The organism is Pseudomonas putida, from assembly GCF_005080685.1.
GTDB lineage: Bacteria > Pseudomonadota > Gammaproteobacteria > Pseudomonadales > Pseudomonadaceae > Aquipseudomonas > Aquipseudomonas putida_V.
In genome coordinates, this window is the sequence record NZ_CP039371.1 from 593742 (window position 1) to 612338 (window position 18597).

Here is an 18597-nt window from a genome sequence, read left to right on the forward strand (position 1 = left end):
GGAAATGGAAGTAGCCGCTAAGTTGTCGGGCGCTCGAATCTCCGCCCAGAAAGCCCGCTTGGTCGCCGACCAGATCCGCGGGAAGAAGGTGGGCGAAGCGCTCAACCTGTTGGCCTTCAGCAGCAAAAAAGCCGCTGAAATCATGAAGAAAGTCCTCGAGTCGGCCGTAGCCAACGCCGAACACAACGAAGGCGCAGACGTTGATGACCTGAAGGTCTCCACCGTCTTCGTCAACGAAGGGCGTTCGCTGAAGCGCATCATGCCACGTGCCAAGGGCCGTGCTGATCGCATCGTCAAGCGGTCTTGCCATATCACTGTCAAGGTTGCGGACAAGTAACGGAGTCGATCAGATGGGTCAGAAAGTACATCCCACTGGCATTCGCCTGGGAATCGTCAAGGAGCACACCTCCGTCTGGTACGCAGACGGTGCTACTTACGCAGATTACCTGTTGAAGGATCTGAAAACGCGTGAGTACCTCCAAGACAAACTAAAAAGCGCGTCCGTAAGCCGTATCGATATTCATCGTCCGGCTCAAACTGCACGCATCACCATCCACACCGCTCGTCCCGGTATCGTTATCGGTAAGAAAGGTGAAGATGTCGAGAAGCTGCGTCAGGACCTGACCAAGCAGATGGGTGTGCCTGTGCACATCAACATCGAAGAGATCCGCAAGCCGGAACTCGACGCAATGCTGGTTGCGCAGAGCGTAGCTCAGCAGCTGGAACGCCGCGTAATGTTCCGTCGCGCCATGAAGCGCGCCGTACAGAACGCCATGCGTATTGGTGCCAAGGGCATCAAGATCCAGGTGAGCGGTCGTCTCGGCGGTGCTGAGATTGCTCGTACCGAGTGGTATCGCGAAGGTCGTGTGCCTCTGCACACCCTGCGTGCCGATATCGACTACAACACCTACGAAGCTCACACCACCTACGGTGTGATCGGTGTGAAGGTTTGGATCTTCAAAGGCGAAGTTATTGGTGGTCGCCAAGAAGAACTGAAACCACAAGCACCAGCGCCTCGTAAAAAAGCTGCTAAGTAAGGGGTACGCCAAATGTTGCAACCAAAGCGTACAAAATTCCGCAAGCAGATGACCGGCCACAACCGTGGTCTGGCACTGCGCGGTAGCAAAGTCAGCTTCGGCGAATTCGCCCTGAAGGCTGTTGCTCGCGGTCGCCTCACCGCTCGCCAGATCGAGTCGGCACGTCGTGCCCTGACCCGTCACGTAAAACGTGGCGGTAAGATCTGGATCCGTGTGTTCCCGGACAAGCCGATCTCCAAGAAACCTCTCGAGGTTCGTATGGGTAAAGGTAAGGGTTCCGTGGAATACTGGGTTGCCCAGATCCAGCCAGGCAAAGTCCTGTACGAGATCGAGGGTGTTTCTGAAGAGCTGGCGCGCGAAGCTTTCGCCCTGGCTGCTGCAAAGCTGCCTCTCGCCACCTCCTTTGTTAAGCGGACGGTGATGTGATGAAAGCGAATGAACTTCGTGAAAAATCGGCACAGCAACTGAACGAGCAACTGCTCGGCTTGCTGCGCGACCAGTTCAATCTGCGCATGCAGAAAGCAACTGGCCAGTTGGGGCAGTCGCACCTGCTCTCGCAAGTTAAGCGTGACATCGCTCGCGTGAAAACTGTGCTCAACCAGCAGGCAGGTAAGTGATCATGGCTGAAGCTGAAAAAACCGTCCGTACGCTGACTGGCCGTGTCGTCAGCGACAAAATGGACAAGACCATCACCGTTCTGATCGAGCGTCGCGTAAAGCACCCGATCTACGGTAAATACGTTAAGCGTTCGACTAAGCTGCACGCGCACGACGAATCCAACCAGTGCAAGATCGGCGACAAGGTTTCCATCCGTGAAACCCGTCCGCTGGCCAAGACCAAGTCCTGGGCACTGGTTGAAGTCCTCGAACGCGCTGTTGAAGTCTAAGGGCTAGGGGTCGGAGAAATTTTATGATTCAGACTCAATCCATGCTCGATGTGGCCGATAACAGCGGCGCTCGTCGCGTCATGTGCATCAAGGTTCTCGGCGGTTCGCACCGCCGTTACGCCGGCATCGGTGACATCATCAAAGTAACCGTCAAGGAAGCAATTCCGCGCGGTAAGGTCAAAAAAGGCCAGGTGATGACCGCTGTTGTCGTCCGTACCCGTCACGGTGTACGTCGCGCTGACGGTTCCATCATTCGTTTCGACGGCAACGCTGCTGTTCTGCTGAACACCAAGCAAGAGCCGATCGGCACTCGCATCTTCGGGCCAGTGACCCGTGAACTTCGTACTGAGAAGTTCATGAAGATCGTCTCGCTCGCCCCTGAAGTGCTGTAAGGAGATCCGACATGCAAAAGATTCGTCGTGACGACGAGATCATCGTGATCGCCGGCAAAGACAAAGGTAAGCGCGGTAAGGTGCTGAAGGTTCTGGCTGATGACCGTCTGGTCATCGGTGGCGTGAACCTGGTCAAGCGTCATACCAAGCCTAACCCGATGGCGGGCGTTCAGGGCGGTATCGTCGAGAAAGAAGCGCCTCTGCACGCTTCCAACGTTGCCATCTTCAACGGCGAAACCAACAAGGCTGACCGCGTTGGTTTCAAAGTCGAAGACGGTAAGAAAATTCGTGTCTTCAAGTCGACCCAAAAAGCGGTTGATGCTTGAACACTGCTAGGTAGAAGACCATGGCACGACTGAAAGAGATTTACCGGAACGAAATCGCTCCCAAGCTTAAGGAAGAACTTAAGCTGTCGAACGTGATGGAAGTTCCGCGCGTTACCAAAATCACCCTGAACATGGGTCTGGGCGAAGCGATCGGTGACAAGAAAGTCATCGAGCACGCTGTAGCCGATCTGGAAAAGATCACCGGTCAAAAGCCGGTCGTGACCTTCGCTCGTAAATCCATCGCGGGCTTCAAAGTCCGTGAGGGCTGGCCGATCGGCGTCAAGGTGACCCTGCGTAGCGACAAGATGTACGAATTCCTGGACCGCCTGCTGGCGATCTCCCTGCCTCGGGTTCGCGACTTCCGCGGCCTGAATGCCAAGTCCTTCGACGGTCGTGGCAACTACAGCATGGGCGTGAAAGAGCAGATCATCTTCCCGGAAATCGATTACGACAAGATCGATGCTCTGCGCGGTTTGGACATCACCCTGACCACCACTGCTCGTTCGGACGACGAAGGCCGCGCTCTGCTGCGTGCATTCAAGTTCCCGTTCCGCAACTGATTGGAGTAGGAAAATGGCCAAGAAGAGCATGAAAAACCGCGAGCTGAAGCGTCAGCTCACGGTAGCCAAGTTCGCTAAGAAGCGTGCTGAGCTGAAAGCGACCATCGTCAACGTCAACGCCTCTCCAGAAGAGCGTTTCGCTGCCGTAGTCGCGCTGCAGAAGCAACCACGTGACGCCAGCGCTTCGCGCCTGCGCAACCGTTGCCGCCTGACCGGTCGTCCTCACGGTGTATACCGTAAGTTCGGCCTGGGCCGTAACATGCTGCGTCAAGCTGCAATGCGCGGTGACGTACCAGGTCTGGTCAAAGCCTCCTGGTAAGTGCTGCAGGTGTGATCCCGGCGGGAGGGGAGCAATCTTCCGACCGCCGGTGACCTCGCCATCGAACAAGCCCCTTCATGGGGCTTGTTTCGTTTCTGCCTTGTGTCTAGAATGACCGGCTCACCTGAGCCTGGGTTTTTTGCCCTGTCCGCTCGGGTGGTTGTGATAGCCGCAAGGCTAATAATTCTTGTATCAGGAGCATCTAGCCCATGAGTATGCAGGACCCGTTAGCGGACATGCTAACTCGCATCCGTAATGCCCAGATGGCTGAAAAGTCCGTCGTAAGCATGCCTTCCTCCACCCTGAAGGTCGCGGTTGCCAAAGTTCTGAAAGACGAAGGTTACATCGCTGGCTACCAGGTTACTGGTGAGGCCAAGCCATCCCTGTCGATCGAACTGAAGTACTTCGAAGGCCGTCCGGTCATCGAGGAACTGAAGCGCTCCAGCCGTCCAGGCCTGCGCCAGTACAAGTCCGTCACAGAGCTGCCGAAAGTACGTGGCGGCCTGGGCGTGTCTATCGTCTCCACCAACAAAGGTGTGATGACTGATCGCGCTGCGCGCGCTGCCGGTGTCGGCGGCGAAGTTCTGTGCACAGTGTTCTAAGGGGAGATAGGCATGTCTCGCGTCGCTAAGAACCCCGTTAAGCTGCCATCTGGTGTCGAAGTCAAATTCGCCGGCCAGCAGCTTTCGGTGAAGGGTGCCAAAGGCACTCTCGAACTGAACGTTCACTCGTCTGTTGAAGTTACCGAAGAGTCTGGCGAGCTGCGTTTCGTCGCTCGCAACGGTGATCAGCAAGCTCGCGCCATGGCCGGTACCACCCGTGCTCTGGTCAACAACATGGTCCAGGGCGTAAGCCAAGGCTTCGAGCGCAAGCTCCAGCTGGTCGGTGTTGGTTACAAGGCACAGGCCAAGGGCACCGTCCTGAACCTGGCTCTGGGCTTCTCGCACCCAGTGGACTACGAACTGCCAGCCGGCATCACCGCTGAAACTCCTAGCCAGACCGACATCCTGATCAAGGGTATCGACAAGCAGCTGGTAGGTCAGGTGGCCGCTGAAATCCGCGGGTTCCGTCCGCCGGAGCCTTACAAAGGCAAGGGTGTGCGTTACGCGGACGAAGTAGTCCGTCGTAAAGAAGCCAAGAAGAAGTAGGGCCTAGCAAATGACCGACAAAAAAGTTACTCGACTGCGTCGCGCTCGCAAAGCACGCCTCAAGATGCACGAACTCGAAGTCGTGCGCCTGTGCGTGTTCCGCTCCTCGCAGCACATCTACGCCCAGGTCATTTCGGCCGACGGCAGCAAGGTTTTGGCAAGCGCCTCGACCTTGGACAAAGAACTGCGTGATGGCGCCACTGGCAACATCGACGCGGCCACTAAGGTTGGCAAGCTGGTAGCTGAGCGTGCGAAAGCCGCCGGTGTATCTCAAGTTGCCTTTGACCGTTCCGGCTTCAAGTACCACGGCCGCGTCAAAGCGCTGGCTGATGCTGCTCGTGAAGGCGGGCTGGAGTTCTAAGTTATGGCAAATAACGATCAAAAGCGCGACGAAGGCTACATCGAGAAGCTGGTTCAAGTTAACCGCGTAGCTAAAACCGTAAAAGGCGGCCGTATCTTCACCTTCACCGCGCTGACCGTGGTAGGTGATGGCAAGGGCCGTGTTGGTTTCGGCCGTGGCAAATCGCGCGAAGTACCTGCCGCGATCCAGAAGGCTATGGAAGCTGCTCGTCGCAACATGATCCAGGTTGACCTGAAGGGCACCACCCTGCAGTACGCCACCAAGGCTGCCCACGGCGCCTCGAAGGTTTACATGCAGCCTGCCTCGGAAGGTACCGGTATCATCGCCGGCGGCGCCATGCGTGCTGTCCTGGAAGTTGCTGGTGTTCAGAACGTCCTGGCCAAGTGCTACGGTTCGACCAACCCAGTGAACGTGGTCTACGCCACCTTCAAGGGTCTGAAAGCCATGCAATCTCCTGAGTCCATTGCTGCCAAGCGCGGCAAGAGCGTTGAGGAGATCTTCTGATCATGGCAACTGTAAAAGTAACGCTGATCAAGAGCACCGCCGGCCGTCTGCCTAACCACATTCTGTGCGTTAAAGGCCTGGGTCTGCGTCGCATCGGTCACACTGTAGAAGTCCAGGATACTCCCGAGAATCGCGGGATGATCAACAAGGCTTACTACATGCTGCGCGTCGAGGGTTAATCGATGAAACTCAATGATCTGAGTCCAGCGCCGGGTTCCCGTCGCGAGAAGCATCGTCCGGGTCGTGGTATCGGTAGCGGTTTGGGCAAGACCGGTGGCCGCGGCCACAAAGGTCAGACCTCCCGTTCCGGTGGTTCGATCGCTCCGGGCTTCGAAGGCGGTCAACAGCCGCTGCACCGTCGCCTGCCGAAGTTCGGCTTCGTTTCCCTGAAAGCCATGGACCGCGCCGAAGTGCGTCTGTCCGAGCTGGCTAAAGTGGAAGGCGACGTGGTTTCCGTGCAATCCCTGAAGGATGCCAACGTGATCGGCCAGAACGTACAGCGTGTGAAAATCATGCTGTCTGGCGAAGTCACTCGCGCAGTCACCATCAAGGGTATCGCAGCCACCAAGGGTGCGCGTGCGGCTATCGAAGCAGCTGGCGGCAAGTTCGAGGAATAAATGGCTAAGCAAGGTGCTCTCTCTTCGCTCGGTAAGGGCGGGATGTCGGAACTCTGGGCTCGTCTGCGCTTTCTGTTCATGGCGATCATCGTCTATCGGATAGGTGCGCACATCCCGGTTCCAGGCATCAATCCGGACCGTCTGGCGGATCTGTTTCGGCAGAATGAGGGGACCATTCTTAGCTTGTTCAACATGTTCTCCGGTGGCGCGCTGGAACGCATGAGCATCTTTGCATTGGGGATCATGCCGTACATCTCGGCATCGATCATCATGCAGTTGATGACTGCGGTCAGCCCGCAACTGGAGCAGTTGAAGAAGGAAGGTGAAGCTGGCCGTCGCAAGATCAGCCAGTACACCCGCTACGGCACCGTTATCCTGGCGCTGGTCCAAGCCATTGGCATGTCCATTGGCCTGGCCAACCAGGGCGTGGCGTTTTCTGTTGGTCTGGGCTTCTATGTCGTCGCCGTCTCCACGTTCGTGGCAGGCGCGATGTTCATGATGTGGCTGGGCGAGCAGATCACCGAGCGCGGTGTGGGCAACGGTATCTCGATGTTGATCTTCGCGGGTATCGTTGCCGGTCTTCCGAGAGCAATCGGGCAGTCTTTCGAGTCTGCACGCACAGGCGATATCAACATTTTCGCCCTGGTCGCTATCGGTTTGCTGGCAGTAGCGATTATCGGTTTCGTGGTGTTCATTGAGCGTGGTCAGCGTCGTATCGCCGTTCACTACGCCAAGCGTCAGCAGGGCCGCAAGGTCTTCGCTGCGCAGACCAGCCACTTGCCGTTGAAGGTGAACATGGCGGGGGTTATCCCGGCCATTTTCGCGAGCAGCATTCTGCTGTTCCCGGCTTCGCTGGGTGCCTGGTTCGGTCAGTCCGAAGGTATGGGCTGGCTGCAGGACATCTCGCAGTCGATCGCTCCTGGTCAGCCGTTGAACATTCTGCTGTTTAGTGCAGGGATCATTTTCTTCTGCTTCTTCTACACAGCGTTGATGTTCAATCCGAAAGACGTAGCGGAAAACCTGAAGAAGTCCGGTGCCTTTATTCCGGGTATCCGTCCTGGTGAGCAGTCGGCACGCTACATTGATGGCGTTCTGACCCGTTTGACCATGTTCGGTGCTCTTTACATGATGGCCGTCTGCCTTCTGCCCCAGTTCCTGGTGGTGGCTGCAAATGTGCCGTTCTACCTTGGCGGGACCTCGTTGCTGATTGTGGTAGTGGTTGTGATGGACTTCATGTCCCAAGTACAATCGCACCTCGTTTCGCACCAGTACGAATCCCTGATGAAGAAAGCCAACCTGAAAGGCTACGGCGGCAGCGGTCTGCTGCGCTGATTTAGCCCCTTAAGGTTCGAGGAGTCGGTAATGAAAGTTCGTGCATCGGTGAAAAAGCTGTGCCGTAACTGCAAGATCATCCGTCGCGAAGGCGTCGTGCGCGTGATCTGCAGCGCGGAACCGCGTCACAAGCAGCGCCAAGGCTGAGTGTGATCTGCGCTTCAAACCCAGCAGCTAGTGTGCTGCTGGGTTGATTAATCGTTTCTACAGCGATATTATCTCGCGCCCTATTTCTTGGCTTCCGGGGCGTAGGTAGCTGTCAATTGGAGTCCCACTGAATGGCCCGTATTGCAGGCGTCAACATTCCAGATAACAAGCATACTGTTATCTCGCTGACCTACATCTATGGTGTCGGTCGCACAACTGCACAGAAGATTTGTGCAGACGCTGGTGTCAACCCAGCCGCAAAGATCAAGGATCTGAGCGACGAGCAAATCGAAACCCTGCGTGGCGAAGTCGCGAAGTTCACCACCGAAGGTGACCTGCGTCGTGACATCAACATGAAGATCAAGCGCTTGATGGACCTGGGTTGCTACCGCGGCCTGCGTCATCGTAAAGGTCTGCCGGTTCGCGGTCAGCGCACCAAGACCAACGCACGCACCCGTAAGGGCCCGCGTAAGCCGATCCGCAAGTAATCGCCCAGGAATATAGACATGGCAAAACCTGCTGCTCGTCCTCGTAAGAAAGTCAAAAAGACAGTGGTTGATGGCATCGCCCACATCCATGCGTCTTTCAACAACACCATCGTGACCATCACCGACCGTCAGGGCAATGCTTTGTCCTGGGCGACCTCCGGTGGTTCGGGTTTCCGTGGTTCGCGCAAATCCACCCCGTTCGCAGCTCAGATCGCTGCTGAGCGTGCTGGTCAAGCTGCGCTGGAATACGGCCTGAAAAACCTCGACGTAAACGTCAAGGGTCCAGGTCCAGGTCGTGAGTCCGCCGTTCGTGCATTGAACAGCTGCGGCTACAAGATCGCCAGCATCACCGACGTGACGCCAATCCCGCACAACGGGTGCCGTCCGCCGAAGAAGCGTCGCGTGTAATCAGGAGACAGAAGAATGGCACGTTACATTGGTCCAAAATGCAAACTGTCTCGTCGTGAAGGCACCGACCTGTTCCTGAAGAGCGGCGTTCGCGCTCTGGAATCGAAGTGCAACATCGAAGCAGCCCCAGGTATCCACGGCCAGCGCCGTGGCCGTCAGTCCGACTACGGTACCCAGCTGCGCGAGAAACAAAAAGTCCGTCGTATCTACGGTGTTCTGGAGCGTCAGTTCCGCGGTTACTACCAAGCTGCAGCCTCGAAAAAAGGCGCAACTGGTGAAAACCTGCTGCAACTGCTCGAGTGCCGTCTGGATAACGTCGTTTACCGTATGGGCTTCGGCTCGACTCGTTCCGAGTCGCGTCAGCTGGTTTCGCACAAAGCGATCAGCGTCAACGGTAAGACTGTAAACATTCCATCCTACCAAGTTCGTCCGGGTGACGTGGTCGCGGTTCGCGAGAAGTCGCTGAGCCAGCTGCGCATTGTTCAAGCCCTTGAACTCTGCGCCCAGCGTGGCCGCGTTGAGTGGGTTGACGTGGATGCTGCTAAAAAGTCGGGCGTTTTCAAGAACGTTCCTGCTCGCAGCGACCTGTCCGCCGACATCAACGAGAACCTGATTGTCGAGCTCTACTCCAAGTAAGGGCTAGAAAATAGGTGCATCCATGCAGATTTCGGTAAATGAGTTCCTGACTCCCCGCCACATTGATGTGCAGGTAGTCAGTCCGACCCGCGCCAAGATCACGCTCGAGCCTCTCGAGCGTGGTTTCGGCCATACCCTGGGCAACGCGCTGCGCCGCATCCTGTTGTCCTCCATGCCTGGCTGTGCAGTAGTCGAGGCCGAGATCGATGGCGTACTCCATGAGTACTCCGCGATCGAAGGTGTTCAGGAAGACGTCATTGAAATCCTGTTGAACCTGAAAGGCCTGGCTATCAAACTGCACGGTCGTGACGAAGTTACGCTGACCTTGTCGAAAAAGGGTTCGGGGGTGGTTACCGCTGCCGATATTCAGCTGGATCACGATGTCGAGATCGTCAACCCCGATCACGTAATCGCGAACCTGGCGTCCAACGGCGCCCTGAACATGAAGCTCACCGTAGCTCGTGGTCGCGGTTACGAGCCGGCCGACTCCCGTCAGACCGACGAAGATGAAAGCCGTAGCATTGGCCGTCTTCAGCTGGACGCTTCGTTCAGCCCGGTGCGTCGTATCGCCTATGTGGTCGAGAACGCCCGTGTTGAGCAGCGTACCAACCTGGACAAGCTGGTCATTGATCTGGAAACCAACGGCACCCTGGATCCTGAAGAGGCTATCCGCCGCGCTGCGACCATCCTGCAACAGCAGCTGGCCGCGTTCGTCGACCTCAAAGGTGACAGCGAGCCTGTCGTAGTCGAGCAGGAAGACGAGATCGATCCGATCCTGCTGCGCCCGGTTGACGACCTGGAACTGACTGTACGTTCGGCCAACTGCCTCAAGGCGGAGAACATCTACTACATCGGCGACCTGATTCAGCGTACCGAAGTAGAGCTGTTGAAGACTCCTAACCTGGGCAAGAAGTCCCTGACTGAAATCAAGGACGTACTGGCCTCGCGTGGTCTGTCTCTCGGCATGCGCCTCGACAACTGGCCGCCTGCAAGTCTTAAGAAAGACGACAAGGCGACCGCCTGATCGTCGTAATCACCGAACGTAGTGTTTGGTAAGGAATGAATCATGCGTCATCGTAAAAGTGGACGTCACCTGAGCCGTACCAGCTCTCACCGCAAGGCTATGTTCCAGAACATGGCAGTGTCGCTGATCGAGCACGAGCTGATCAAAACCACCCTGCCGAAAGCCAAGGAACTGCGCCGCGTTGCCGAGCCGCTGATCACCCTGGCCAAGGAAGACAGCGTTGCGAACCGCCGCCTGGCCTTCGATCGTACCCGTTCGAAGTCCGCCGTAGGCAAGCTGTTCAACGACCTGGGCAAGCGTTACGCCACCCGTCAGGGCGGCTACCTGCGCATCCTGAAGTGCGGTTTCCGCGCTGGCGACAACGCGCCTATGGCGTACGTCGAGCTGGTTGATCGTCCGGTCGGCGGTGCTGTAGAAGCTGCCGAGTAAGACGTTCTGTCTGCTACAAAGAACCGGGCCTAGCGCCCGGTTTTTTGTTTTTAGATGCATTGTTAATTTCTATTGATGCAAGTCAGGTAATGAATTTGTTCTAGATCGTCCGCTCGTCGATACTCCTTTCAAGCCAAGCCGATTAGCCGGCGTTCGAGACCGATAAGGAGAGCCCATGAGCAAGATTCTCACCACCGCCAGCGGTGCACCCGTAGCTGACAACCAGAATTCCCGATCTGCCGGCCCCCGAGGCCCGCTGTTGCTCGATGACTTCCATCTGATCGAGAAGCTCGCCCACTTCAACCGTGAGAACATCCCTGAGCGCCGTGTACACGCCAAGGGCTCGGGTGCCTACGGTACGTTCACCGTCACCCGCGACATCACCAGCTACACCAGTGCCAAGTTGTTCGACCAGGTTGGCAAGCAGACCGAAACCTTCCTGCGCTTTTCCACCGTTGGCGGCGAGCGTGGCTCTGCCGATACCGAGCGCGACCCGCGCGGCTTCGCGGTGAAGTTCTACACCGAGGAAGGCAACTGGGACATCGTCGGTAACAACACCCCCGTGTTCTTCATCCGCGACCCGCTGAAGTTCCCAGACTTCATTCACACCCAGAAGCGTCATCCGCAGACCAACCTGAAAAATGCCCAGATGATGTGGGATTTCTGGTCGCACTCGCCCGAGGCGCTGCACCAGGTCACCATCCTCTTCTCCGACCGCGGCATCCCGGATGGCTATCGTCACATGCACGGCTTCGGCAGCCACACCTACAGCCTGATCAACGCGCAAGGTGAGCGCACCTGGGTGAAGTGGCACTTCAAGACCCAGCAGGGCATCAAGAATCTGGCTCCGGCTGAGGCTGCACGCCTGGCCGGCACCGACCCGGACTACGCCCAGCGCGACCTGTTCTCGGCCATCGAGCGCGGTGACTTCCCCCGCTGGACCGTATGCATTCAAGTCATGAGCGAAGCCGAGGCGGCCAATCGCGCCGAGAACCCGTTCGATGTGACCAAGACCTGGTCGCAGAAGGACTACCCGCTGATCGAGGTAGGTGTACTGGAGCTCAACCGCAACCCGCTGAACTACTTCGCGGAGGTCGAGCAGGCGGCATTTGGCCCGAGCAACATGGTCCCAGGTGTCGGTCTGTCGCCGGACCGCATGCTCCAAGGCCGCGTGTTCGCCTACGCCGATGCCCACCGCTACCGGGTCGGCACCAATCACCAGCAACTGCCGGTGAACGCGCCGCGTTGCCTGGTCAACAGCTACCAGCGTGATGGCTCGATGGCGACGGGCAGCTACGGCAGTGCGCCGAACTACGAGCCCAACAGCTACGTCGATGCGCCGAAGCAGTCGCCACGCCACGCCGAGCCGGCACTGGCCTTGAACGGTGCGGCGGATCGTCACGATCACCGCGAGGATACCGATTACTACAGCCACGCCGGGGCGCTGTTCCGTTTGATGAGCGATGAGCAGAAAGCGCTGCTGATCAACAATATCGCCGGCACCATGGCAGGCGTCAGCGAGGATGTGGTCCAACGCCAGTTGCAGTACTTCTTCAAGGCCGACCCGGCTTATGGAGAGGGGATCGCCAAGGCCTTGGGCGTGAATCTCGCCTAAGTCGAAGTGATAAGAAGAACCGCCCTCATTTGGGCGGTTTTTCAATGAATATCACTACTGTTTAACCGATTTTTTGCTTCTAATTGCGCGTTTTTCAGTGACCGCGAACAAAAGCTGGTTCACACTATGCTCATTGGCGTTTTCACATGGAGAAACAGGGCGATGCAAGGCCACCCGGACGTAATCAACTACCTCGTCACGTTGCTGAAGGGCGAACTGGCCGCACGCGACCAGTACTTCATTCACTCGCGTATGTACGAAGACTGGGGCCTGACCAAGCTCTACGAACGTATCAACCACGAGATGGAAGAAGAGACGCAGCACGCCGATGCCCTGATGCGCCGTATCCTCATGCTCGAAGGCACCCCGGACATGCGCGCCGACGATCTGGAAGTGGGCACCACCGTCCCGGAAATGATCGAGGCCGACCTCAAGCTCGAGTACAAGGTGCGCGGCGCCCTGTGCAAGGGCATCGAGCTGTGCGAGCTGCACAAGGACTACGTCAGCCGTGACATCCTGCGCGCGCAACTGGCCGATACCGAAGAAGATCACACCTATTGGCTTGAGAAGCAGCAGGGGCTGATCAAGGCCATTGGCCTGGAAAACTACCTGCAATCGCAGATGTAAGTTATCCACAGCATGAAAAAAGCCCCTGGTACCGATGGTGCCAGGGGCTTTTTTCATGGCGGCGAGAACGGTCAGGCCCGGTCACGCTCCAGCAGGGGTTTCAGGTAGTGCCCGGTGTAAGACTGCTTCATCTTGCTCAGTTCTTCCGGAGTCCCCGAGGCAATGATCTGCCCGCCCTTGGAGCCGCCTTCAGGCCCCAAGTCCACCAGCCAGTCGGCGGTCTTGATCACGTCCAGGTTGTGCTCGATCACCACCACGGTATTGCCGTGGTCACGCAGGCGGTGCAGCACATCCAGCAACTGTTGGATATCGGCGAAGTGCAGGCCGGTGGTTGGCTCGTCGAGGATGTACAAGGTCTTGCCGGTATCGCGCTTGGACAGCTCGCGCGACAGTTTGACCCGCTGCGCCTCGCCGCCCGAAAGCGTGGTCGCCGACTGCCCCAGCTTGATGTAGGACAGGCCGACGTCCATCAGGGTCTGCAGCTTGCGCGCCAGGGCCGGCACGGCGTCGAAGAATTCGCGGGCATCCTCGATGGTCATTTCCAGGACCTCGTGGATGTTCTTGCCCTTGTACTTGATCTCCAGGGTCTCGCGGTTGTATCGCTTGCTCTTGCACACATCGCAAGGCACGTAGATGTCCGGCAGGAAGTGCATTTCCACCTTGATCAGGCCGTCGCCCTGGCACGCCTCGCAGCGCCCACCCTTGACGTTGAACGAGAAACGCCCTGGCCCGTACCCGCGTGAACGGGACTCCGGCACACCAGAGAACAGCTCGCGGATCGGTGTGAAGATGCCGGTGTAGGTCGCGGGGTTTGAGCGCGGCGTACGGCCAATCGGGCTCTGGTCGATGTCGACCACCTTGTCCAGGTGCTGCAGGCCGTCCATGCTGCTGTGCGGCGCGGCCTCCAGGCTGCTGGCACCGTTGAGGGCGGTGGCTGCCAGGGGGAACAGGGTGTTGTTGATCAACGTCGACTTACCCGAGCCGGACACGCCCGTCACGCACGTCAGCAGGCCGATCGGGATCTCCAGGTCGACGTTCTGCAGGTTGTTGCCGCGGGCGCCCTTGAGCTTGAGTTGCAGCTTTTTGTTGCGCGGGGTGCGCTTGGCCGGGACGACGATCTTCTTGCGCCCGGACAGGTACTTGCCGGTTAGCGAGTCGGGGTGGTCCATGACTTCCTGGGGCGTGCCCTCGGCGACGATCTGGCCACCGTGCACGCCGGCCCCCGGGCCGATATCGACGACGTAGTCGGCAAGGCGGATGGCGTCCTCGTCGTGTTCCACCACGATCACCGTGTTACCCAGGTCGCGCAGGTGGTTGAGGGTGGCCAGCAGGCGATCGTTATCGCGTTGATGAAGACCGATGGACGGTTCATCGAGGATGTACATCACGCCGACCAGACCGGCACCGATCTGGCTGGCCAAGCGGATCCGCTGCGCCTCGCCACCGGACAGCGTCTCGGCGCTGCGGTCCAGGGTCAGGTAGTCGAGGCCGACGTTGACCAGGAACTGCAGGCGCTCACAGATCTCCTTGAGGATCTTCGCCGCGATCTCGCCGCGGCGGCCGGTCAAGGTCAGGGCGGCGAAGTACTGGCTGGCGTCGCCGATCGGCAGGTTGGTCACGGCCGGCAGGGTCTTTTCGCCAACCCAGACGTGACGCGCCTCGCGGCGCAGGCGAGTCCCGCGGCAATCCGGGCACGGCTGGGTGCCGAGGAACTTGGCCAGTTCCTCCCGTACGGTGGCCGATTCGGTCTCGCGGTAGCGGCGCTCGAGGTTGGGCACGATGCCCTCGAATGGGTGCGAGCGCTTGACGATGTCGCCTCGGTCGTTGAGGTACTTGAAGTCGACACTCTGCTTGCCGCTGCCCTGCAGGATCACCTTCTGGTGCTCGGCCGACAGCTCGCCAAACGGCGCTTCGAGGCTGAAGCCATAATGCGCGGCCAGCGAACCGAGCATCTGGAAGTAATACACGTTGCGCCGGTCCCAGCCGCGGATGGCGCCTTCGGCCAGGGTCAGCTCGGCGTTGACCAGGCGCTTGGTGTCGAAGAACTGCTTAACCCCCAGGCCATCGCAGGTCGGGCAGGCACCCGCCGGGTTGTTGAAGGAAAACAGCTTGGGTTCCAGCTCGCTGATCGCATGGCCGCACACCGGGCAGGCGAAGCGCGCGGAGAAGATCATCTCCTCGCCTTGCTCATCGTCCATCGGCGCCACCAGGGCGATGCCGTCAGCGAGTTTCAGCGCAGTCTCGAACGATTCGGCGAGGCGCTGCTGCAGGTCGGCGCGGGCCTTGAAGCGGTCCACCACGACATCGATGCTGTGCTTCTTCTGCTTGTCGAGCTTGGGCAGTTCGTCGAGTTCGTACAGCTTGCCGTTGACCCGCGCGCGCACGAAGCCTTGCGCGCGCAACTCGTCGAACACCGCCAGGTGCTCGCCCTTGCGCTCGCGGATGACCGGGGCCAGGAGCATGAGCTTGGTGCCCTCCGGGCGCTCGAGCACCAGGTCAACCATCTGGCTGATGGTCTGCGCCTCCAGCGGGATGTCGTGATCAGGGCAACGCGGCGTACCCACGCGGGCATACAGCAGGCGCAGGTAGTCGTAGATTTCGGTGATGGTGCCCACGGTCGAACGTGGGTTGTGCGATGTCGATTTCTGTTCGATGGAAATGGCCGGTGACAGGCCTTCGATGGTGTCGACGTCGGGCTTTTCCATCATCGACAGGAACTGCCGGGCATAGGCCGACAGCGATTCGACGTAGCGGCGCTGGCCTTCGGCGTAGAGCGTGTCGAACGCCAGGGACGACTTGCCCGACCCGGACAAGCCGGTAATCACGATCAGTTTGTCGCGCGGCAGGGTCAGGTCGATGTTCTTCAGGTTGTGGGTCCGTGCCCCACGAATCAGGATCTTGTCCACTGCGGCCTCGCTTGGCGGGCATAAACAAGGAAGTATACGGCGCACTGCCAGCACGCGGCAAAGCGTCGCGTAGATGCCGTCAAGCTGTCGGACTGATAGAATCGCCGCCGGTTCACACGAGGTTAATCCATGCACGACACCCACACCGAGCGCATGAGCAGCAGCGAAACGCGCGCCGCAGGCGGCCTGGCCCTGGTCTTTGCCTTTCGCATGCTGGGCATGTTCATGGTCCTGCCGGTGCTGGCCACCTATGGCATGGACTTGGCGGGTGCCACGCCTGCGCTGATCGGCCTGGCCATTGGTGCGTACGGCCTGACCCAGGCAGTGCTGCAGATCCCGTTCGGGGTGATTTCCGACCGTATCGGTCGCCGGCCGGTGATCTACCTGGGGTTGGTGATCTTCGCCCTGGGCAGCGTGCTGGCGGCCCAGGCCGACTCGATCTGGGGCGTGATCGCCGGGCGGATCCTGCAGGGCGCGGGGGCGATTTCCGCTGCGGTCATGGCGCTGTTGTCTGACCTGACCCGTGAGCAGCATCGCACCAAGGCCATGGCCATGATCGGCATGAGCATCGGCCTTTCGTTCGCTGTGGCGATGGTCGTCGGTCCGCTGCTGACGCGTGCTTTCGGTCTGTCAGGATTGTTCCTCACCACCGCAGGACTTGCCCTGGTCGGTATCGCCCTGATCGCCTTCGTCGTGCCCAATACCCACAGCACCCTGCAGCATCGCGAGTCGGGTGTGGCGCGCCAGGCCCTGGGGCCGACCCTACGGCATCCGGACCTTCTGCGTCTGGATGCGAGCATCTTCATCCTGCACGCGATCCTCATGGCAAGCTTCGTCGCCTTGCCCCTGGCCTTCGTCGAACGGGGTGGGCTACCGAAGGAGCAGCATTGGTGGGTGTACCTGACCGCACTGTTCGTCTCATTTTTCGCAATGGTTCCCTTCATCATCTACGGGGAAAAGAAGCGCAAGATGAAGCGTGTGTTGGCCGGCTCGGTGGCGGTGCTGCTGCTGGTGGAGGTGTTCTTCTGGGAGTGGGCTGACAACTTGCGCGGACTGGTGATTGGCACCGTGGTATTCTTTACTGCCTTCAACCTGCTGGAGGCTTCGCTGCCTTCGCTGGTGAGCAAGGTGTCGCCCGCAGGCGGCAAGGGAACGGCGATGGGGGTGTATTCCACCAGCCAGTTCCTCGGGGCCGCCCTGGGAGGAATTCTCGGTGGCTGGTTGTTCCAGCACGGTGGGTTGGACATGGTGTTCCTCGGCTGCGCGGTGTTGTGTGCCGTGTGGCTGGTCATTGCATTGCGCATGAACGAGCCGCCGTACGTGACCAGCGTGCGCATGCCGCTGACGCCCGAGGCGGTCCGGGAAGCCGGGCTGACCGAGCGCCTGCTGGCCGTGCCGGGTGTGACCGACGCCGTAGTGGTGGCAGAAGAGTCTGCCATCTACATCAAACTGGATACGAAAATTTTGGACCGTACGACCCTCGAGCGTTTGGTAAACCCAGCCTCATCGGCGTGCGAAGCCTAGGAGAACGTTATGGCCCGTGGGGTTAACAAAGTCATTCTGGTCGGTACCTGTGGCCAGGATCCCGAAGTCCGCTACCTGCCCAACGGTAACGCCGTGACCAACCTGAGCCTGGCCACCAGCGAGCAGTGGACCGACAAGCAGTCCGGCCAGAAGGTCGAGCGTACCGAGTGGCACCGTGTGTCGCTGTTCGGCAAGGTTGCCGAGATCGCCGGCGAGTACCTGCGCAAGGGTTCGCAGGTGTACATCGAGGGCAAGCTGCAGACCCGCGAGTGGGAAAAAGACGGCATCAAGCGCTACACCACCGAAATCATCGTCGACATGGGCGGCACCATGCAGTTGCTCGGCGGTCGTCCGCAAGGCCAGCAGCAGGGCGGCGACCCATACAACCAGGGTGGTGGCAACAACTACAACCAAGGTGGTGGCCAGCAGCAGTACAACCAGGCTCCGCCACGCCAGCAGGCCCAGCGCCCGCAGCAACAGCAGCGCCCGGCGCCACAGCAGCCTGCTCCGCAGCCGGCGGCTGACTTCGATAGCTTCGATGACGATATTCCGTTCTGATTCGAACGGTAGGCGTCTAGCTGAACCAGAAACCCAGGGCCTTGGCCCTGGGTTTTTTTATGGCTGTTTGCCTCGCGGCACCGTTTCAGAATGGGTTGGTCTGGCTTCGCCATCCATTCTGATGGTCGTTTCTTTTATTTATGTAGGCTATCTCTGAAGTTGCTTCTGTTTGCGCTTTGTGCCGTCCCAATTGAATAGGATTCACTTTTTCAAGGAGTGAATCATGCAGGAACGGGACGAAACTAAATTCAACGGGCAGGTGAAGCTAAAGCAAAGCATCCAGAATTATGAGGTTCCAGGGTTCTTCGATGCCTACGAGGATCATGTAGATCAGCATGCTGCAGCCAATTTTGGAGGATGGTTGTTATTGATCTGTGGCGCGGCAATTGTGATGCTGAGTATCTGGATTTTGATATACGGACCCTCGGAGATCTACTACTACCGTTCTAAAGGGATGAGCTTTTGGCAGCACATGCAAATGAGACCTGGCCTCGTTGCATTGGTAGGCTCTGCTTTGACGGCGGCGGGTAGTCGGATGCGGACTGAAGGTTCCATGAGCCGTGAGGCATATCTGCTTTCTCGCTACGAAATAATCGATCCCGAGGGGAAGGCAGTCAGTACAGGCCTGCAGGCTTGCTACGTGAGTGAAAACGAATTCAAGATTTTCATCTGTCCAGCAGGCGCTCAGCATCGAGGTGCCGCGTAATAACCCGCGCAAAGCATCGCCGGCAAGCCGGCGATGAGGCCGGGTGG

The 18597-nt window shown here is 58.7% G+C and carries 28 protein-coding genes; 27 read left to right on the forward strand and 1 reads right to left on the reverse strand.

From position 1 onward, the window contains the following. Positions 1-4 precede the first annotated feature (4 nt). The 24 genes from rplV to bfr all read left to right on the forward strand — a co-directional run bounded on the left by rplV (position 5) and on the right by bfr (position 12856). Entirely contained in the window at positions 5-337 is a 333-nt protein-coding gene (gene rplV, locus E6B08_RS02825; RefSeq protein WP_003103908.1) for a 50S ribosomal protein L22, read from the forward strand. 13 nt (positions 338-350) lie between these two features. Next, positions 351-1037 carry a 30S ribosomal protein S3 gene (rpsC, locus tag E6B08_RS02830; protein ID WP_003255481.1) on the forward strand — a complete coding sequence of 229 codons (687 nt, stop codon included), beginning with the start codon at positions 351-353 and terminating at the stop codon, positions 1035-1037. A gap of 12 nt (positions 1038-1049) precedes the next feature. Further along, positions 1050-1463: a 50S ribosomal protein L16 gene (gene rplP / locus E6B08_RS02835; RefSeq protein WP_003255479.1), complete on the forward strand. Its 414-nt coding sequence runs from the start codon at positions 1050-1052 to the stop codon at positions 1461-1463. Continuing rightward, positions 1463-1654: a 50S ribosomal protein L29 gene (gene rpmC / locus E6B08_RS02840; RefSeq protein ID WP_002555481.1), complete on the forward strand. Its 192-nt coding sequence runs from the start codon at positions 1463-1465 to the stop codon at positions 1652-1654. The genes rplP and rpmC overlap by 1 nt, the downstream gene beginning before the upstream one ends. Before the next feature lie 2 nt (positions 1655-1656). Continuing rightward, a complete protein-coding gene (gene rpsQ, locus E6B08_RS02845; RefSeq protein ID WP_008089812.1) occupies positions 1657-1923 on the forward strand; it encodes a 30S ribosomal protein S17 in 267 nt (88 codons plus the stop codon). Positions 1924-1946: 23 nt separating this feature from the next. Beyond that, positions 1947-2315, forward strand: coding sequence for a 50S ribosomal protein L14 (rplN, locus tag E6B08_RS02850; protein ID WP_008089810.1), 369 nt, complete (start codon positions 1947-1949; stop codon positions 2313-2315). 11 nt (positions 2316-2326) lie between these two features. Next, positions 2327-2641: a 50S ribosomal protein L24 gene (gene rplX, locus E6B08_RS02855; RefSeq protein ID WP_003255476.1), complete on the forward strand. Its 315-nt coding sequence runs from the start codon at positions 2327-2329 to the stop codon at positions 2639-2641. Positions 2642-2661: 20 nt separating this feature from the next. After that, a complete protein-coding gene (rplE, locus tag E6B08_RS02860) occupies positions 2662-3201 on the forward strand; it encodes a 50S ribosomal protein L5 (protein ID WP_003255474.1) in 540 nt (179 codons plus the stop codon). A gap of 13 nt (positions 3202-3214) precedes the next feature. Next, positions 3215-3520: a 30S ribosomal protein S14 gene (rpsN, locus tag E6B08_RS02865; protein WP_009681970.1), complete on the forward strand. Its 306-nt coding sequence runs from the start codon at positions 3215-3217 to the stop codon at positions 3518-3520. A gap of 209 nt (positions 3521-3729) precedes the next feature. Further along, positions 3730-4122 carry a 30S ribosomal protein S8 gene (gene rpsH, locus E6B08_RS02870; protein WP_019097628.1) on the forward strand — a complete coding sequence of 131 codons (393 nt, stop codon included), beginning with the start codon at positions 3730-3732 and terminating at the stop codon, positions 4120-4122. Between the two features lie 12 nt (positions 4123-4134). Then, positions 4135-4668, forward strand: coding sequence for a 50S ribosomal protein L6 (rplF, locus tag E6B08_RS02875; protein WP_060478898.1), 534 nt, complete (start codon positions 4135-4137; stop codon positions 4666-4668). 10 nt (positions 4669-4678) lie between these two features. After that, a complete protein-coding gene (gene rplR / locus E6B08_RS02880) occupies positions 4679-5029 on the forward strand; it encodes a 50S ribosomal protein L18 (protein ID WP_009397496.1) in 351 nt (116 codons plus the stop codon). 3 nt (positions 5030-5032) lie between these two features. After that, positions 5033-5533 (forward strand): 30S ribosomal protein S5, encoded by a 501-nt coding sequence (rpsE, locus tag E6B08_RS02885; protein WP_003255465.1) that lies wholly within the window; start codon positions 5033-5035, stop codon positions 5531-5533. 2 nt (positions 5534-5535) lie between these two features. Beyond that, the gene (gene rpmD, locus E6B08_RS02890) at positions 5536-5712 is read left to right on the forward strand and encodes a 50S ribosomal protein L30 (RefSeq protein ID WP_029614570.1); all 177 of its coding nucleotides are present in this window, start codon (positions 5536-5538) and stop codon (positions 5710-5712) included. Positions 5713-5715: 3 nt separating this feature from the next. After that, entirely contained in the window at positions 5716-6150 is a 435-nt protein-coding gene (rplO, locus tag E6B08_RS02895; protein ID WP_023382625.1) for a 50S ribosomal protein L15, read from the forward strand. Continuing rightward, positions 6151-7482 carry a preprotein translocase subunit SecY gene (gene secY / locus E6B08_RS02900; protein WP_016393394.1) on the forward strand — a complete coding sequence of 444 codons (1332 nt, stop codon included), beginning with the start codon at positions 6151-6153 and terminating at the stop codon, positions 7480-7482. Between the two features lie 30 nt (positions 7483-7512). Next, positions 7513-7629 carry a 50S ribosomal protein L36 gene (rpmJ, locus tag E6B08_RS02905; RefSeq protein WP_002555468.1) on the forward strand — a complete coding sequence of 39 codons (117 nt, stop codon included), beginning with the start codon at positions 7513-7515 and terminating at the stop codon, positions 7627-7629. Between the two features lie 131 nt (positions 7630-7760). After that, positions 7761-8117 carry a 30S ribosomal protein S13 gene (gene rpsM / locus E6B08_RS02910; protein WP_003255457.1) on the forward strand — a complete coding sequence of 119 codons (357 nt, stop codon included), beginning with the start codon at positions 7761-7763 and terminating at the stop codon, positions 8115-8117. An 18-nt stretch (positions 8118-8135) separates the two neighbouring features. Next, positions 8136-8525 carry a 30S ribosomal protein S11 gene (rpsK, locus tag E6B08_RS02915; RefSeq protein ID WP_003255454.1) on the forward strand — a complete coding sequence of 130 codons (390 nt, stop codon included), beginning with the start codon at positions 8136-8138 and terminating at the stop codon, positions 8523-8525. A gap of 15 nt (positions 8526-8540) precedes the next feature. After that, on the forward strand, positions 8541-9161 hold the full coding sequence (gene rpsD, locus E6B08_RS02920) for a 30S ribosomal protein S4 (RefSeq protein WP_009681977.1): 621 nt from the start codon (positions 8541-8543) through the stop codon (positions 9159-9161). 22 nt (positions 9162-9183) lie between these two features. Further along, a complete protein-coding gene (locus tag E6B08_RS02925; RefSeq protein WP_003255452.1) occupies positions 9184-10185 on the forward strand; it encodes a DNA-directed RNA polymerase subunit alpha in 1002 nt (333 codons plus the stop codon). A 42-nt stretch (positions 10186-10227) separates the two neighbouring features. Further along, positions 10228-10614, forward strand: a complete 387-nt coding sequence (rplQ, locus tag E6B08_RS02930; RefSeq protein WP_003255451.1) for a 50S ribosomal protein L17 — start codon at positions 10228-10230, stop codon at positions 10612-10614. A gap of 175 nt (positions 10615-10789) precedes the next feature. Continuing rightward, on the forward strand, positions 10790-12229 hold the full coding sequence (locus E6B08_RS02935; RefSeq protein WP_136912675.1) for a catalase: 1440 nt from the start codon (positions 10790-10792) through the stop codon (positions 12227-12229). 162 nt (positions 12230-12391) lie between these two features. Next, positions 12392-12856: a bacterioferritin gene (gene bfr, locus E6B08_RS02940; protein WP_133330047.1), complete on the forward strand. Its 465-nt coding sequence runs from the start codon at positions 12392-12394 to the stop codon at positions 12854-12856. Between the two features lie 71 nt (positions 12857-12927). On the opposite strand, the gene uvrA is transcribed toward bfr, so the two are convergent. Beyond that, entirely contained in the window at positions 12928-15762 is a 2835-nt protein-coding gene (gene uvrA, locus E6B08_RS02945) for an excinuclease ABC subunit UvrA (RefSeq protein ID WP_192938611.1), read from the reverse strand. Between the two features lie 129 nt (positions 15763-15891). Here uvrA and E6B08_RS02950 point away from each other — a divergent pair, with 129 nt between their 5' ends. The 3 genes from E6B08_RS02950 to E6B08_RS02960 all read left to right on the forward strand — a co-directional run bounded on the left by E6B08_RS02950 (position 15892) and on the right by E6B08_RS02960 (position 18550). After that, positions 15892-17286 (forward strand): MFS transporter, encoded by a 1395-nt coding sequence (locus E6B08_RS02950; RefSeq protein WP_136912676.1) that lies wholly within the window; start codon positions 15892-15894, stop codon positions 17284-17286. Positions 17287-17295: 9 nt separating this feature from the next. Next, positions 17296-17844: a single-stranded DNA-binding protein gene (locus E6B08_RS02955; protein ID WP_136912677.1), complete on the forward strand. Its 549-nt coding sequence runs from the start codon at positions 17296-17298 to the stop codon at positions 17842-17844. Between the two features lie 223 nt (positions 17845-18067). Then, entirely contained in the window at positions 18068-18550 is a 483-nt protein-coding gene (locus tag E6B08_RS02960) for a hypothetical protein (RefSeq protein WP_136912678.1), read from the forward strand. Positions 18551-18597: the final 47 nt, after the last annotated feature.